General features: G+C 37.4%; 7 protein-coding genes. 4 read left to right on the forward strand and 3 right to left on the reverse strand.

The features are described 5' to 3' along the window. Nucleotides 1-101: 101 nt before the first annotated feature. Both ACKTTZ_RS15350 and ACKTTZ_RS15355 read right to left on the reverse strand, forming a co-directional pair. Nucleotides 102-2,174, reverse strand: a complete 2,073-nt coding sequence (locus ACKTTZ_RS15350; RefSeq protein WP_034695285.1) for a thiamine pyrophosphate-dependent enzyme — start codon at nt 2,172-2,174, stop codon at nt 102-104. A gap of 75 nt (nt 2,175-2,249) precedes the next feature. Continuing rightward, entirely contained in the window at nt 2,250-4,391 is a 2,142-nt protein-coding gene (locus ACKTTZ_RS15355) for a S8 family peptidase (RefSeq protein WP_253317200.1), read from the reverse strand. Nucleotides 4,392-4,648: 257 nt separating this feature from the next. Between ACKTTZ_RS15355 and dnaE the strand changes: the two genes are divergently transcribed. From dnaE to ACKTTZ_RS15375, 4 genes are all read left to right on the forward strand, one after another. Next, nucleotides 4,649-9,319, forward strand: coding sequence for a DNA polymerase III subunit alpha (gene dnaE, locus ACKTTZ_RS15360; protein ID WP_407845958.1), 4,671 nt, complete (start codon nt 4,649-4,651; stop codon nt 9,317-9,319). 345 nt (nt 9,320-9,664) lie between these two features. Further along, on the forward strand, nt 9,665-13,213 hold the full coding sequence (locus tag ACKTTZ_RS15365) for a T9SS type A sorting domain-containing protein (protein ID WP_407845959.1): 3,549 nt from the start codon (nt 9,665-9,667) through the stop codon (nt 13,211-13,213). Between the two features lie 201 nt (nt 13,214-13,414). Next, nucleotides 13,415-16,162 (forward strand): T9SS type A sorting domain-containing protein, encoded by a 2,748-nt coding sequence (locus tag ACKTTZ_RS15370; protein ID WP_034695293.1) that lies wholly within the window; start codon nt 13,415-13,417, stop codon nt 16,160-16,162. 172 nt (nt 16,163-16,334) lie between these two features. After that, nucleotides 16,335-18,659 carry a GEVED domain-containing protein gene (locus ACKTTZ_RS15375; RefSeq protein WP_081906433.1) on the forward strand — a complete coding sequence of 775 codons (2,325 nt, stop codon included), beginning with the start codon at nt 16,335-16,337 and terminating at the stop codon, nt 18,657-18,659. Nucleotides 18,660-18,850: 191 nt separating this feature from the next. Here the strand turns inward: ACKTTZ_RS15375 and ACKTTZ_RS15380 are convergent, their stop codons facing one another. After that, nucleotides 18,851-19,009 (reverse strand): hypothetical protein, encoded by a 159-nt coding sequence (locus tag ACKTTZ_RS15380; protein ID WP_156106430.1) that lies wholly within the window; start codon nt 19,007-19,009, stop codon nt 18,851-18,853. Between the last annotated feature and the right edge of the window lie 5 nt (nt 19,010-19,014).

Consider the following 19,014-nt stretch of genomic DNA (forward strand, 5'->3'; position numbering starts at 1 on the left):
TAATCGACTAGAATTGAGATTGATAATCTTAAATAAAAGTAGTGAAAAAATTGCATAAAAAAACCTCTAAATATTTTTAGAGGTTTTAAGTTTATATAAAATTAATATTTCAGCATTTCTTCGATCTTACTGCTGAGCTTTTCAGCATTCGGAAGCATTTCTTTTTCCAGCACCAGATTGATTGGAACGGCAGGTACATCCAGGGATCCCATCGTTTCTACCGGAGCATCAAGATACTTGAAACAGTTTTTAGAAATACGATGAGCAAATGCTTCTGCAAAAGAGTTGTTGAGTTGTTCTTCTGTAAGAACGATACACTTTCCGTGCGCTTTTACTCTTTCAAAAACAAGCTCTTCATCCAGAGGAATTAATGTTCTTAAATCAATCACTTCAACTCTTCCGTTGAAATTTTTGGCTGCTTCTTTAGCCCAGTAAACTCCCATACCGTAAGTAACCACTAATAAAGTTCTGCCTTTTTCAGTTTCATCTTTATCAGCTTCAATGATCACTTTACCTTTTCCGAATGGAAGAACATAGTCTTCAGCAGGTTCTATAGTTTTAGCATCTTCAGTTCCCGGAACTTTACTCCAGTATAATCCTTTATGCTCCAGCATTACTACCGGGTTCGGATCGTAATAGGCTGCTTTTAATAATCCTTTAAAATCGGCAGCGTTACTTGGATATGCTATTTTGATTCCTTTGATATTGGCTAAGATACTTTCAACACTTCCGCTGTGGTAAGGACCACCACCTCCATAGGCTCCGATAGGAACACGGATGATGTTGCTTACTGGGAATTTTCCGCCACTTAAATAACTTGATTTTGAAATCTCAGTAATGAGCTGGTTGATTCCAGGATAAATATAATCAGCAAACTGAACCTCAACAATTGGTTTTAGTCCAACAGCACTCATTCCCGCTGTAGACCCAATGATATACGCTTCCTGAATAGCCGTATTGAATACTCTCTTGCTACCGAATTTTTTTCCTAAAGTAACCGTTTCACGGAAAACTCCACCAATTCTTTCTCCTACATCCTGCCCGTAAAGAAGAGCTTCTGGGTGTTTCCACATCAATTCCTGTATCGCGTGGATGGCAGCGTCTACCATTACGATTTTTTCTCCGTTAGCAGGTTCACGTGTTCCTGTTTCCTCTGTAATTGGAGTAGGAGCAAAAACGTGCTGCATTACGGTTTCAGGCTTTGGATCTTCTGCGTTTTTAGCTTTTTCGAAAGCTTCTTCTGCTTCAAGACGAGCCTTTTTAGTGATTTGTTTTAAAAGATCTTCGTCTACACCTGCTTCCAGTAAATATTTTCTAAGGATTTCTCCCGGATCTTTAGCTCTGTGTTTTGTTAAATCTTCTTCGTCTCTATAGAATTCTCTTCTTACTCCTGAAGTGTGATGTCCGATCAATACAGTCTTTGCACAGACAACCAACGGTTTTCTTTCTGTTCTTACAAAGTCTACGGCTTTTTTCATGGCTTCAAAACTTTCCACGAAATCAGTTCCGTCTACTCTCATTCTGCTTAATCCGGTAAATCCAGCTACAAAATCATAAGCGTCACAGGTTCTTGCCTCGTCTTTTGTTACGGAAATTCCCCATTCGTTATCCTGAACCAGGAAGATAATAGGAAGCTGGTGTAAAGCGGCAAATTGTAAAGCTTCACTCACTTCACCTTCTGTCACAGAATTATCTCCAAGACTACAAACCACAACAGGATTATTTTCAAAATTCTGAAGGTTGAAATCCTGAATGTATTTGATACCCTGTGCTACTCCTGTCGTAGGAATGGTCTGCATTCCTGTGGCAGAACTCTGGTGAACAATTTTTGGCTTGTTTTCATCCCTACTTGAAGGGTGTGAATAATAAGATCTTCCTCCCGAAAAAGGATCATCAGCTTTGGCTAGTAATTGAAGCATTAATTGATAAGGTTCAAAGCCAATTCCTAAAAGAATACTTTCGTCTCTGTAATAAGGAGAAACCCAGTCTTCTTTCTTTAGCTGATAAGCCGTTGCAAGCTGAATAGCTTCGTGACCTCTGGAAGTACTGTGAACGTATTTGCATACATTTCTGTTTTCTTCGTAGATGTCTGCCATGGCTTTCGCCAGCATCATATGATTATACGCTTTGAGTAATATATCCTGAGAAACTTTTTCGTGAAGTGCATTTTCCATAGGAAGCAAATATACATAAAAAAACAAAATACTAACAACTGTTAGTATTTTGTGTAAAATCTTTGTTGATATAGGTTATTCCTTGATCACTTTTTTAGAAATAACATCTTTGTCTGTTTTTACTTCAATGATGTAAATTCCTTTTGTGTAAGCGGATAAATCTACTGCTTCTTTATCATTGTTAATGATACCTGTCTGTAATTTTTTACCCGAAAGATCGTAAACATTAAAAGTAGACTTTTTAGGCGCTTTTAATATATTGGTAAAGTCTTTTACAACAGTTGGAGCTACGGTTACAGCATCCATTGCAAATCCGGCTTCTTTAGTTCCCAATACTTCGGTAAATCCTGTTACGATAACAGAATAGTTTTGAGGGGCATTCCCACCCGTGTTGTTTTTCAGTATGCCTTTATTGGTGATCTCTATTTTATAAGTTCTTCCTGCAACCGGAGCGTCTACTACAACCTGTTCTACGTTATCTACTGTATTGTCTCCTTTGGTAGCGGGAGTCATTGGATTGTTAGCATCCAGTTTCCATGGATAGTATACCGTGTTTGTAGTGGTATCTGTAATTTTGAGATCCAAATCATTAATCAACTTGGAGTTTCGGTTATTGTAGATATTACTCCATTGATTAGTAAAGTTGGTGAACTCAGGATCTATCCAGGATATTGTTACTTTTAACGGTTCTGAAGCTGATGCTTTTACGGTTTTTACATTCGCAACTCCGCTATTTAAAGTTTCATCATTAAAAATAATACTGTTGTTGGATTTCCCTACAAGGAGTTCTGCTCCTTTTTTAGCATCAATGAATCCCCATCCGAATTGCGGGTCAGGGCCAATATTACCTGCTTCTTTTGCAGAGTGTATCATTAGAGTTTTGGCTGATGCAGCATTTAATAAGCCTCCTGCAAATAGTTGTTTATTAATCTGAGTCCAAAGTCCCACAATACCAGTTACTACAGGAGCGGAATAAGAAGTACCATCTCCTATATCAATTTTACTGCCTCCTGTCGCATTGTTATCAGTCCATGCGCTGGCAACTTCTGTTCCCACAGCTGTAATATCCGGTTTAATACCTCCGTCATCTCTTGGTCCTGCACTACTATAGCTGGAGTGGATAACATCTGAAGAGGCAGTATACCTTCCGCTGTTAGTTGTAATTTTATCAGTAGCTCCTACAACAATTATGTTTTTTCCTAAAGAACCAATCCCTATACAATCATATCCTTGTGCACAATTGCTTTGAGGTAGTGTGTCAGTTGGCGCAAATTCAACCAGATTACCGCTGTTGTCTGTGTAGTATTTTTTATATGTACTGGTAGCAGAACTAGGCCCATTGCCGAAAGAATTTCCAGCTGATTTTATAATGATATATGATGGATTGTTGTATACAATTTGATCGTAATTACGGTCATCGGTGTGGTAAGTACCCTGAGCATCGAAAGTGGTATTAGGGCTGGCAAAAGCACCGTTCCATACCCATGAAGGTTCATTGTTAATCAACTGAGGGTCTGCCCATCCCTGATTACTTCCGTATGAATGGTTGGAAATGTTAGGTTGGGCTTGTGTGATTTTTTGATAGACAGTCTTTTGTGTAGTTTCTCCATCTAATATAGAGGTTCCAAAAGCATATGCATCTATTGTAGAGTTAGGAGCAATCCCTTTGAAGTTAACTTGTCTTGTTGTACCATCGTTAAAAGTTACAGTATATGGATAGTCCTTAGCTCCTATAAAGCTGGAAACAGCAGTCGCATGGTCGCCGTAATTAACTGTACTGCTTTCTTTATTCGTTATTCTGTTAGGAAGGTTGTTGAAAAATACATGGCCTGCAAATACTCTTGCTACCCCTGAAGAAGTACTCCCGTCAAAAATAGTAAACTTAATGCCTTCTCCGTTAAAAGATCCTGTTAATCCTGTGATGGTTCCTCCCTGTAAAAAATCAGAATTGGAATTTTTAATTTGGTCAGCATCTTGAGCCTGTAAGAAATAAGGTTTGTTATCAGGTAGAAAACCTGCCAAAGTGGCTCTCTGTAATTCAATTTTCTTTAAAGTTTCAGGGCTTCTGTCGGAGCCAAACCGCTTAGCTATATAAGTATCAAACTTAGCATTGTTCTCTATTCTCTGTTTTTCAAACTGTCTGTTTAATTCTTCGTTATTTTGGGCACTTAATAGTGAAATAGCAAAAGAACTAATTAAAAGTAATTGTTTCTTCATTTTAGATGGTAAATTGTTAAAAAGTATATTGAATCAAAATTATAGTAAAATTTTAATAGTCAGTAGTGTTTTATTATATAACTCTAATTTTTTAATATTATTTTAATTTAACTTAAAAAAATGGAGTTATTATTGGGAAAGTGTCCATTTGATTTGTTTTGAATATTATTGATTTATTGTATCGTGGTCATAAAATAATAATTGGAAAAAATGAAGTAACTTTACATTCTCTTTTTATAAAAAAGTTAGAACATTATATGTATTTAATTTTTGACACAGAAACAACCGGTTTACCAAAAAATTTCAACGCTCCGCTTTCAGACTCGGATAACTGGCCAAGAATGGTTCAGATTGCATGGCAAGTGCACGATGATGACGGGAACTTGATTGAAAACCAGGATTATATAATAAAACCTGAAGGGTACGATATTCCCTTCAACGCAGCACGTATTCACGGAATTACAACCAAGATTGCCAATGAAGAAGGACGGGATCTTCAGGAGATTCTTGAAGAATTTTCTAAAGTTCTCGAAAGGGTAAGGGTGGTTTCCGGACATAATGTAGAATTCGACTATAATATTGTAGGGGCAGAATTTTATAGAAAAAATCTGAAAGATAATCTTCAGGAAAAACCCAAAGCAGATACCATGATTTTGGGAACCGACTTCTGTCAGCTTGGTGGAGGACGTGGAGGGAGATTCAAACCTCCGAAACTTGAAGAACTTTATGAAAAACTTTATGGGAACAAATTTGATGAAGCCCATAATGCTGCTGCCGACGTAAATGCTACTGCCAGAGCTTTCTTTGAAATGGTAAGAATTGGAGTAGTACCCGCTGAAACCTTAAAGATTTCAGAAGATCAGCTTGCTTATTTCAGAAGCCTTTATCCGGATCCGATTAAGCCTTTCAATATTGTTATCAGAAGGCAGGTTGCTGATTTTCATAATAAGAAAAAACAACAGGATTTCGGAAGTATTGATGAAATTGATTTAGGTAAATATTTCAATTTTGATAATCACAGTGTTTTCTCAACACTTACCGCTACTTCTAGCATCAATGATTTGATTAAAAAAGCTTCTGATGAAAACTTCCCGGCTGTCGGAATGGTGGATCTCGGAAATATGATGGGAGCTTTCAAGTTTGTTTCAGCAGTAGAGGGAGCTAATGGAGACAGAGCAAAGAAACATAAAGAATACCTGGCGAAAAAGCAGGAAGCAGAAGAAAACGGAACAGAGTTTAATGAAGCCGAACCTGTTTCCGAACCGCTTATACCCGTTGTAGGTTGCGAATTTTATATTTCAGAACGTTATGAACAAAAGCAATTTACCAAAGATGATCCGGACAGGAGAACGCAGGTAGTGCTTTTGGCAAAAGACTTTAATGGTTATAAAAACCTGGCAAAGCTTTCCAGTATAGGATTTCTGAAAGGATTTTATTTTGGGGTTCCAAGGGTGAGCAGAGAATTGATAGCCCAATATAAAGAAGGAGTGATTGCTTTGACTTCCGGAATTATGGGAGATATTCCTGATGCGATTTTAAATACCGGTGAGCAGAAAGGAGAAGAACTTTTCAAATGGTGGAAAGATACTTTTGAAGATGATTTTTATGTTCAGATTCAGAATCACAAACTGCCTGAAGAAGAGCATTTGAATGAGGTTCTTTTATATCTGGCTGATAAATATGATGTTAAAATTCTTGCTCAGAACGAGACTTTTTACACCAATAAAGATGATTCTAATATCCAGGATATTGTAAGCTGTATCAAAGATGGTGAAAAGCTGACAACACCTATTGGTAAGGGATTTGGTAAAAGAAGAGGGTTGGCTACAGGTGAATATTTTATTAAAAATTCTGAAGAAATAAAAGAAGCTTTTTTAGCTTATCCTGATGCTTTTGATGCTTATGAAGAGTTTACAGCAAAGTTTAAACCATATACTTTAAAAAGGGACGTTCTCCTTCCGAAGTTTGATATTCCTGAAGAATTTATCCACGCAGAAGATGAGCTAGACGGAGGAAAAAGAGGAGAGATGGCTTATCTTACCTATCTTACCTATGAAGGAGCGAAAAGAAGATATGATCCATATGATGGGATTACTGATGAAATTAAAGAACGTCTTGACTTCGAGCTTGAAGTAATTGCCAATACCGGTTATCCGGGATATTTCCTTATTGTACAGGATTTCTGTAACGAAGCTCGTAATATGGGTGTTTGGGTTGGTCCTGGAAGGGGTTCTGCTGCAGGATCTGCGGTGGCTTACTGTATCGGAATTACCAATGTAGATCCGATTAAATATGATCTCCTTTTTGAGAGATTCCTGAATCCTGAAAGGGTTTCCATGCCTGATATTGATATTGACTTTGATGATGAAGGACGAGATAAAATTATCAAATGGGTAGTTGAAAAGTATGGTAAAACTCAGGTAGCACAGATTATTACCTACTCAGTGTTGGGTGGAAAATCTGCTATTAAAGATGCCGGAAGAGTTTTGGATGTTCCGATTCCTGACACGAATAATATTGCTAAGCTGATTCCTCCGAGTCCGGGGATGAACATTGCGAAAGCTTTAGCAAAATATGATAAATTAAAACCGGAAGAACAGATGCTCGTAGATGAAATGAGATATGTTCTTGATAGTCCTGATGATGCACGACATGGAGTTTTGGCAAGTGCCAAAAAGATGGAAGGGTGTATCAGAAATACCGGAATTCATGCCTGTGGAGTAATCATTACACCTGAAGATGTGAGTAATCTGGTTCCTGTGACCATTGCTGCGAAAGATGCTGATATCTTAGTGTCGCAGTTTGATAACTCCGTTGCGGAAAGTGCAGGACTTCTGAAGATGGACTTCCTGGGGTTGAGAACTCTGACTATTATTAAAGATGCATTGAAGCTGGTAAAAGCTAGATATGATATAGATATTGATCCGGATCTTATTCCGCTTGATGATACCAAAACGTATCAGTTGTTCAAAGAAGGAAGAACGGTTGGGATTTTCCAGTATGAAAGTCCTGGGATGCAAAAATATATGAGGGAGCTTAAGCCAACGGTTTTTGCCGATCTTATTGCCATGAACGCCTTGTACCGTCCAGGTCCGATTAAATATATTCCAAACTTCATCAACAGAAAGCATGGGATTGAAGAAATTGTTTACGATTTACCGGAAACAGAAGAATATTTAAAGGAAACATACGGGATTACCGTTTATCAGGAGCAGGTAATGCTTTTATCTCAAAAACTGGCCAACTTTACCAAAGGTGAAGCCGATACTTTGAGAAAAGCGATGGGTAAAAAGCAGATTGATGTTCTTAATAAAATGTACCCGAAATTCATTGAAGGTGGTAGAAAAAACAACCTGAATGAGGAAAGATTAGAGAAAATCTGGAATGACTGGAAAGCCTTTGCGGAATATGCTTTCAACAAATCTCACTCAACCTGTTATGCGTTTATTGCTTATCAGACTGCTTATTTAAAAGCGAATTATCCTGCGGAATATATGGCGAGTGTAATGAGTAATAACATTAATAATACGGATTCTATTACCATGTTCATGGAAGATTGTAAGAGTATGGGAGTTGATGTATTAGGACCGGATGTAAACGAATCTCAATACAAGTTCTCCGTAAACGAAAAAGGGCAGATCCGTTTCGGATTGGGAGCAATCAAAGGAATTGGTGAAGGGCCAAGCGAAGGAATTACAAGAGAAAGAGAAAACGGAAGATTTAAAAATATTTACGATTTCTTTGAAAGAATAATGCCTTCTCAGATGAATAAGAGGGTAGCGGAAAGTTTAGTGCTTGCCGGAGCTTTTGATGAACTGGATTCTTTCCACAGAGGACAGTATTTTGATATTGACATGGCTGGAAAGACTAACCTTGAAAGACTTATCAGATACGGACAGAGCTTCCAGGAAAGCAAAAACGAAATGGAGCATTCCTTATTTGCTGATTTTGCGGAAGAAGTTCAGATTGAGCAGCCGAAATTAGCGCCTTGTCCGGAATGGCCTAATATGCATAAGCTTAATAAAGAAAAGGAGATTATTGGTTTCTATCTTTCTGCACATCCACTGGATGAGTTTAAATATCAGTTCCAGTTTATGCAGGGGCAGCTTTCTAAAAAATCTGTTCTTGAGAAAAATGAGGAAGATAAAGTAGTTACGGATGAAGCGCCTATTTTGGAACAGGATACTCAGGATGATGCTGCAGATCTTACGGAAATTGTATCAGATGATGTTGTGGCAGGTGAAGAGGAAGTCGTGGAGGAAGTAACAAAAAAAGCAGAGCCTAAAGGGAATTTCCTATTCCTGAATCTGGATGAGGTAGATGCTTATAAAGAACAGGCTTTTTCCAATAAACAGGAAGAGTTGTTTGAAGAGAAAAAGAAAGACTGGAAAACCCTTCAGAAAGAAAGGGAAAATGGCGGCGGCGGTAAAGAATACACTGTTGCTGGCCTGATTACGGAATATGTGGTGAAAGATGGCTTCAGAAGTGGTGAGAAAGTAGCTTTTGTTACCCTGGAAGATTATTCCGGATCGTATTCATTCAGGTTGGGAGACAGAGATTATATGAGATTGAAGGAGAAGCTGGAGGTTCAGAGATTTGTTATTTTTAAGATCAAATTTGCTCAGGTAAAGGATGGAAGAGTCTTTGTGAATGTAAATGATGTGATAGAACTTCAGGAAGCATTTGAGCGGTTTGCAAAAAGTATTTCTCTGGTGATGGATGTGATGGATGTAAGACGGGAAGATCTCGACTTTTTCAGAACAGTTCTCGACAGGAATAAAGGAAATCAAAAGCTGAAATTCTTTATTAAAAACATGGAAGATGGTTCTGATATTGAAGTGCAGTCTATGAAGCATTCAGTGGATCTTAATGGAGATTTGATTAAAGAAATTCAACTTCTTAATAAATATGAGTTTTACTTAAACTAGAAAATACCTTATAATAAAAAAGAGTGGCTTAGGTCACTCTTTTTTTGTTTGCATATTGTCAATATTAGTGAAAAATTTTAAATATTTTTTTATGTTAAATAGAAAAATTTTCTGAAGTCTATTTTGATTGTATAGTATTTAAGTGTCTGTTTTTCAATTATTTATTATTTTTCAATATATTGCGAAATAATCATTAAAATTAAATAAATGTTTAGTTTTATTGTGTTTTATTGTTGTTTTTATTTGTTTTTGTTTAAGGTTTTATGATATTTTTTGTTTTTTTTCATTTAAAATTTGAATTAATATTTATACATTTACCGCCCTAACCTTTATTATTACTATTTTATGAAGAAACTACTACTATTAAGTCTATTTTTAATAGCTTCTATTATGAATGCCCAGGTAACACTCGGCAGTGGGACGTCCCAGGGCGGGTACGTCCCGGTTGATGTCAACTACGGATACAATTACACCCAGCAGATTTTTACTAAAAGTGAAATTAATGCGAGTGCCGCCGGAAATATTACCGGAATGAAGTTTTATCTTCCAAACAATGCTGATATTTCCAAATCTGTAGATTGGGTGGTGTATGTAGCTCATACTACCAAAACTTCCTTTTCTTCTACGTCGGATTGGATTCCTGTTTCTGGAATGACACAGGTTTTTGCTGGTACTGTAAGTGCTTCAGGAGGAGAGGTGATTGTTAATTTTACAACTCCTTTTGCTTATAACAATACAGATAACCTTGTGTTTGCTATAGATGAGAATACTGCTGATTATACAGCAACCACAAACAAATTCTACACCTATACCGGACCTTCTAATTCAACGCTGTATAATAGAAGTGATACTGTGAACCCGGATCCTGCATCACCTCCAACAGGATCAAGAACAACAACAAAATCAGTTACAGGTCTTTTGGGACTTACTCCGGCAGCAGCTCCAGCTTGTCCGGCGGTTTCTGCGCCTGCAGCTGCAGCAACCAATGTTTCTGTAATGCCTACGATTACCTGGACGGCTTCCAGCTATGCTTCCTCATATAAGATTAGCATAGGAACAACGCCTGGAGGAACAAATATTATGAATATGCAGGATGTAGGAATTACTAATTCTTATACTTTAACCAGTTCTTTGAGTTTCAATACTCAATATTACTATACAGTATATGCTGTAAATTCTGCAGGGACATCTACTGGATGTGCTGAAAGATCTTTCACAACAATGGCTACATTGGGATGTCCTTCTGTGAGCGCGCCTACAAGTGCTCAGATTGGTGTACCTGTATTAACTACTTTCTCTTGGTCTGCTGTAAGCGGAGCATTAGGATATAGATTAAGTATCGGAACGTCTGCTGGTGCTTCCAATGTTTTGAGTAATTTTGATATGGGAAATGTTACTACTTATACCCTTACTCCTGCGCAGCAACTGAATCCGACAACTCAATATTATTATACTGTTACAGCTTATAACGGTGGTGTAGTATCAACAGGTTGTACTGAAAGAAATTTCACGACTACTGTAATACCTCCGGTAAATGATAATTGTTCAGGTGCTGTGGATGTAACAGTAAATCCTTCTTTAACTTGTACTGCTACAACTCCTGGTAATACTTTGGGTGCTACAGAATCTATGGCTGCAGGTACTTGTTTCGGAGGCCCGAATGATGATGTATGGTATAAGTTTACTGCAACAGCAGCAAGTCATGTAATAGCAATATCTAATATCACTTCTACTGGAACTACAACAGGAACTACTGATATGTATTTCCAGGTATTGTCAGGAAACTGTGGTACTTTTACAAGTCTACTGTGTTCTGATGCTGAAACAAATATTGTTACCGGTCTTACTCCGGGACAGACCTATTATGTAAGAGTTTATACTTACTCTACTACGGTTACGGCTAATGCTAGCTTTAATATTTGTGTAAGTACGCCGCCACCGCCGCCAGCGAATGATGACTGTGCTAATGCAGTGGCAATTACCATCAATCCTGATATGAGCTGTACAAGTATAACATCGGGAACAACTTTAGGAGGAACAAGTTCAGGAGTTGCTCTTGGATCTTGTTCAGGAACAGCTGATGATGATGTTTGGTATAAATTTACAGCTACAGGAACTGGTCATACTTTCCAGTTGAAGAATGTAGTTTCTGTTGGAACTGCTTCTACTACATCTTTGTATGCTCAGGTATTCAGTGGTGCTTGTGGAGCTTTGGTAAGTACTACATGTATCAGCTCAAATACAAACTTTACAAACTTAACAGGTCTTACAGCAGGTCAGACTTATTATGTAAGAGTGTATACATATGATGCTAATTCAGGAGCGAGTTTTTATGCAAATTCTTTTGATATCTGTATGGGAACACTTCCTGCTGCTCCTGCTAATGATGAGTGTTCAGCTGCTGTTTCCTTATCAGTAAACTCTACTTTGGCATGTGCTACGCCTGTATCGGGAACAACTTTAAGTGCTACTAACTCAGGGTTGGCAGTAAGTCCATGTACAGGAACAGCTGATGATGATGTTTGGTATAAATTTACAGCTACAGGTACTGATCATATGGTAATGCTTTCAAATGTTACTGCGGTTGGAACTTCTTCATCAACGAGTTTGTATACTCAGGTGTTCAGTGGTGCTTGCGGTACTTTGACAAGTATTAAATGTGGTACTTCTGTAAATACTCCACTTACTGGTCTTACTGCAGGTCAGACTTATTACGTGAGAGTTTATAATTCTAATACGAATGGTACTACGCTGTACGCTAATAGCTTCAATATTTGTATTGGTACACCTCCGCCACCTCCTGCAAATGACGACTGTGCAAACGCTACAGCTCTTTCTGTGAGCAGTACTGATGCTTTCCTAAACGCTGTGAACGGTTCTACTGTAAGTGCTACTCAGAGTTCAGGAGTTACAGCGCCTACATGTAGTGCATCTGGAATCAATGATGACGTTTGGTATTCGTTTACAGCAACAGCTGCTACGCATCTTGTACATGTTTTATATACTGATAATGCAACAAGTACACAGATATATTCTGGAGCATGTGGGGCTTTAACAGCTATGACTTGTTTTGATGGTGCTTATGGAAATTCCAACATATTGTTACAAAATCTTGTAGTAGGTCAAACTTATTATGTAAGAGTATATTCTTCTACAAGTACGGCAACTACAACATCTAATTTCCAGATTGCTGTGACTACTCCTTCACCTGTCGTTAATGATACATGTGATACAGCAACTGCTATAGCTTGTAACGGAACGGTTCAAGGTGTAAATGCACTGGCGGGTGATGAAACCCTTCCTGCTTCATCATGTGGTAGTACAGGTTCTACTGCATCTTATAAAGGAGTTTGGTATACAGTAAAAGCTACTGAAAATGGACCTATTACTATTGATGCTTGTGGTACACAATATGATGCATATCTAAGAGTATACACAGGTACTTGTGGTTCGCTTACTTGCTTCAGTAATAGTTCTGGTGTGGGATATGCTGATGCCGGATGTACAGTTTCTCTTTATAATGCTCCGACATTAACCTTTACAGGAGTTGCTGGTACTACGTATTATATCTTGCTTACAGGATATGCTGCAACCAGAGTTGGTAACTATAGTATTTCAGTAACGCAAGGTTGTTCGGGTCTTGCAACAGCTGAGGTTGAAAAGAAAAATAATGAGATTAAAGCTTATCCTAATCCATTTGTAGATGTTCTGAATATCTCAGATGCTTCTAAAGTAAAATCTGTTTCAATTGTTGATGTTTCCGGAAGATTGGTGAAAACCATTGATAATCCTTCCTCTGAACTTCAATTGAGAGATCTGAAAGAAGGGATGTATTTAGTGGTGTTGAATATGAAAGACGGATCTAAACAAACCATTAAAGCAATTAAGAGATAAAATTTATTAATTATATCCTATCAAACGACAGCTATTTGGCTGTCGTTTTTTATTGTTATTTGTGGTGTAGATGCCTATAGATCTATCATTATTTCTTTTTTTTTAAACTTAAAAAAAGATGTTTCAAATTATTGTAAATTCGTGGATGTGTTAATAACCAAAAACTTATACATGAAGAAAATCTTATTTTTATGCTTACTAATGGTAAGTATTGTACTAAGTGCTCAAATCAAATTAGGTGCAGGAAGTACAGATACAGGTAATGCTCCAGTCAATACAGATTATAGCACGTCCTATTCTCAGCAGATTTTTACAAAGCAAGAAATTAATGCTGATGCCGCAGGAAATATTACCGGGCTTAAATTTTATGTAACTTCATCTGCAAATCCAGCGTACTCGTCAAGTTGGGATGTATATATAGGACATACTACAAAAACCACCTTTGCGCCTAATGATAACTGGATTTCAAGCGGACAAATGACAAAGGTTTATTCTAGTGCTATTTATAATGTAAATGGAATTATAGATATAACATTTACGACTCCTTTTGCATATGATAATGTCCGGAACTTAGTAATTGCAGTTCATGGAAAGGTATCTAACGACAATCCTTCTAATCAATTTTTTGTCTACAATACTACAGAAGGAGGGGGGCGCTATCTTTTAAATCCTGGTTTTGGAGATCCTTCTACTAGTAATCAGGGAAATGTTTTGCCGTATAAATCTGTAATAACTCTTAAGGGCTTGGAGCCGAGTGTTTTACCAGTATGTCCTGCAGTATCTTATCCTGTTAATAATGAAGTGCTTGTACCTACTTCACCCGTGATTACCTGGGCTGCATCACAAGGAGCGACAAGTTACAAAGTTTCAATAGGGACTACACCAGGAGGAACTGATGTGGTAAATCAACAGTCTGTAACGGGAACAAGTTTCACCCCATCGTCTCCGCTTTCACTGACTACCACATATTATCTTAAGGTGACGGCAGTAGGATCAACAGGGGAATCCTACGGTTGTGCTAATATCAAGTTTACAACTGCACCATTAACTCCATCTAATGATGAATGTGCAGACGCTGTGGAGTTGGTTGTGAGCCCAACTATAGATTGTACAAATTTTACTCCTGGTACAAATTTGATGGCGTCTGTATCTAATCAGGGACAGAATTCATGTATTAATTCTTATAGTCATAATGATGTGTGGTATAAATTTACTGCTATAGCTTCCAAACATATGATTAAATTAAGTAATATAACCTCCGTAGGAGCAGTAAATAATAAGTTTATATATTTTTCTGTTTTTAAAGGAAGTTGTGGTAACTTAACAAATATTGCATGTAGCGACGAAGCTCAATATTATTCAATAGTAAGTAATCTTACTCCGGGTGAAACTTATTATGTAAAAGTGTTTACTCGTGCTAATTATGGTGCTGCTCAAAATTTTGATATATGCGTGGTAACGTTTCCGCCACCACCAGTCAATGATGAATGTGGAAATGCTATAGACTTACCTGTAAATCCTGATTTGAATTGTGCAAGCATTACTCAAGGAACCATTATATCCGCGACAGATTCCAGTCTGTCACCTGTTACTTGCTATAATAGTCCTAATTATGATGTATGGTTCAAATTTACAGCAACAGGCAATAAGCATGTTATTAAATTAAGCAATATTATCTATAAAGTCCCGGTATTTTTTGCTCCTACTTTACGTTTTCAGGTTTATAAGGGGGATTGTAATAGTTTAGCTAGTCTTTCTTGTTCTTATCTGAATGCTTTGGCTGTAGATAATCTTACAGTAGGAGATACTTATTATATAAGGGTTTATAGTAGTTCGACGCAACAATCCAGTGCTATGGATTTTGATATATGTATAGGGACAGATAATACACCACCTCCTCCCAATGATGAATGTATAAATGCAATTACTTTGCCTGTAAATTCTGATGTGAATTGTTCCGTTGCAACAGCTGGAAGTACAGTGGGGGCTACAGCGTCGAATATATCAGCTCCTACATGCAATGGTGTTGCAAAACCGGGAGATGTATGGTTTAAGTTTACGGCCACTGCAACAGGTCATTTGATTCAATTGAAAGATTTGGTTTCTCTTGGGGTGCAGTTCGGTAATGAAATCTACTTTCAGCTTTTTAGTGGTGATTGTGGTAACCTTACAAGTATTAATTGCTCACATCGTATGGGTGGGGTTTCCGGGCTTACAATAGGCCAAACTTATTATATAAGAGTATTTAATACTAGATACCCAAGTGAAGTTGTCGGATTTAATATATGTATTGGAACATTGCCGCCGGTTCCAGTTAATGACAGTTGTTCCGGAGCTTTGGTTGCTTCTGTATTTCCTTATAGTTACACACAAACAGACGCGTTAGCTGCAACTAATAATAATGGATTTGTTACAACTTGTAGCCCGGCAATGAATGATGGTACATGGTTTACGTTTACAGGGGATGGTTCTACTCATAAAATTATAGTATCACCTATAGGAAATGAATTTCCTAAGGTTGGAGTTTATAAAGGAGGATGTGGAAGTTTAACTTGTATTACCAGAGGTTGGCATTCTACACCAATATCTATTGATACTGTTCCGGGAACTGTATATTATGTGAATGTTGGGAATGAAAGTTCAACCGTGGATTATTTAGAATTTCCTTTTACAATTACTATTTCCAAAGGGACTTTGGGGGTTTCTGAAGTTTCTAAAAACGGAGAAAGTATAGAGGTTTATCCAAATCCATTTACAAACGTACTGAATATTGCAAAACCAGATAAAGTAAAATCAGTTTCTATTCTGGATTCTACCGGAAGATTGATTAAAACAATTGAAAAACCTTCCTCTGAGCTTCATTTGAAAGATCTGAAAGAAGGAATGTATTTAGTAGTACTGCATATGAAAGATGGATCTAAACAAACCGTTAAAGCAATTAAGAAATAAATAATTTCTTTTAAAAATAGAAAAAAGAGACTGTTCAATTTGAGCAGTCTCTTTGTTTATAAGGTGAATTGTCTTTTGTTGAAAGAAAATTTGTATTTGTTGTCATATGATGAAAAAAATATTTTTTTTATTGCTGATTTTCACTAGATTTGATTAACTAATACTGATTTATATGAAAAATTTTTTACTCGTTGGTTTCTTAATAACTGGCTTTTTATCCTCTGCGCAAACCTATTGTACGCCTGCGTTCGCTAGTGGCTGTAGCGGTGGGGATATGATAGACACTTTTGCAATTCCGGGAGCGGGATTTGATCATTCTAATACAGGTTGTTCTACTAATGCCTATGGAGATTATACTTCTATGACAATTAATCTCAGTGCAGGTTTAAGTTATGATTTTAGCGTTAAACATGATTACAGTGATCAGAATGTTCGTATCTGGATAGATTTCAATAACGATGGAACTTTTGATGATGCAGCTCCGGAGCTTGTAGCTTCTGCAAGCAGTACGTTTGTAGGAGGGGATAATATTACAGCAGGACTTATAACAATTCCTTCAACTGTAACTCCAGGTACTTACAGAATGAGAGTGGGAGACAGGTTCTCCGGAGATCCTATTCCTTGTAATACAGATGGATATGGAGAAGCTCATGATTATACAGTTGTAATTGGGGCGGTTCCGACTTGTTTTGCACCATCTGCTTTAACGGTATCTGCTATTACGGCAAATTCAGCTCAGGTAGCATGGACAGCTCCGGCTTCCGCTCCGGGAAGTGGTTATGAATATTATTACTCAACTTCCAGTACATATCCTACTGCTGCAACAGTAGTTTCAGGGTCTATCAATGGATTGACTACAAATTTACCTTCTCTTGCACCAGCTACTATTTACCATGTGTGGGTACGTTCTGTATGCAGTTCTTCTAATAAGAGTGCATGGTCTCAAATGGCCACATTTATGACCTCGTGTGTTGCGGTGGGAGTGCCTTATGCATTGGATTTTGAAAGTATAACTCCACCAGATATGCCAACTTGTACCTCGGTAGTGAATGATGGGGCAGGAAATATGTGGGAAACAGGTGATCTGGATGCTCAAGGATTTACTGGAAATGTTCTTCAGTATTCTTACGACTATGCAGAGAATGCGAATACCTGGTTTTTTACCAACGGAATTAATCTTACTGCAGGAGTGACCTATAGAATTAAATATAAATATGCCAATGCGGAAGGAACTGTATATGCTGAAAAACTAAAAGTAGCCTACGGAACTTCGGCTACAAGTGCGGGAATGACCAATACATTGGCGGACCACTCGGATGTTGTTATCAGCACCGCAACAAGTGCTTTTGCGAACTTCACACCAACAACAACGGGCGTGTATTATTTTGGATTTCAGGCCTATTCTGATGCTAATATGAATAAACTATACGTTGATGATATTAATATCGATGTAGCACCGGCTTGTAGTGAACCTAATGCATTAGCTGTTTCAAATATTACCGCTGCAGGAGCTACAGTTTCCTGGGCAGCAGCCACTCCGGTTCCGGCTAACGGCTATGATATTTATTACAGTACAACCAATACAGCACCTACAGCAACAAGTACCCCTAACTTTACAGGAGTTACAGCAACCACTTATAATATTCCAGGTTTAGCTGCTTCCACTCCTTATTACGTATGGGTAAGATCTGCATGTAGCGCAACCAGTAAAAGTATATGGAGTGATTCTGCTACCTTTACAACATTATGTTCAAGTACGAATATTCCTTACACAATAGATTTTGAAAACGTTACTGTTCCGGATCTGCCTGGTTGCACAAATAATGTTAATGCGGGAACAGGAAATGATTGGGAAACAATGGATCCTCCTTCTGATAGCCAGGGATTCACTACCAATGTGTTGAAATATCAGTATAACTCTTCCAATTCTGGTAATGCATGGTTCTTTACACAAGGATTGAATTTGACGGCAGGAGTGCAGTATACCATCAGTTATAAATATGGTAATAACTCATCAACCTATGTTGAAAAATTGAAGGTAGCGTACGGAACTTCACCAGCTGCAGCAGCTATGACAGGTTCTATCGCAGATTATCCTTCAATCAATGATGAAATGGCTCATACAGAATCTATAACGTTTACAGTGCCTACAACAGGAGTGTATTTCTTTGGATTTAATGCTTATTCAGATCCGGACCAGTATAATCTGTATATTGACGATATCAGTATTAATAATGCGAACCTGGCAACAGTAGAAGTTGCTAAAGCGAAAAATAATATCCAGCTTTATCCTAATCCATTTACGGATGTATTGAATATCTCTGATGTGAAAAATGTTAAAAATGTAACGGTGACAGATGCTACAGGAAGATTGGTGAAAACTATTACCAACCCTGAATCTACAATCCATTTAAGAGATCTGATGCAAGGAGTTTATTTAATAACCCTTGAAATGAAAGACGGATCCAAGCAGACTATTAAAGCTATTAAAAAATAATTCATCATTTAAATAAAAAAAGGGAGGCGGGTCATTGATGATCCGTCTTTTTTTATGGAGATTGAATAGAATTTGATTTGAAAAATATTGATGAAAAAAGATGAGCAAAATACTTTGCTCATCTTTTTTATTTTGTTCTATAGTTCTAGTTGATTATAAATTATTCCCCATTGCGTATTTCACATTATTCATCATTTATTGGGTACAGGCTGTATTTCTCCTTTATTCATAAGGTCAAAAACAGTAGGGAAGAACATTGCTAATATAAAGTAGATGATGATCATCAGCACGATCAATGCAAAAAGAATAATCACTAAGCTATTCGGTCTGTTTTTCTTTTTTGGTTCCATGATTT

This window comes from Chryseobacterium sp. KCF3-3 (assembly GCF_045865955.1).
Classification (GTDB): domain Bacteria; phylum Bacteroidota; class Bacteroidia; order Flavobacteriales; family Weeksellaceae; genus Chryseobacterium.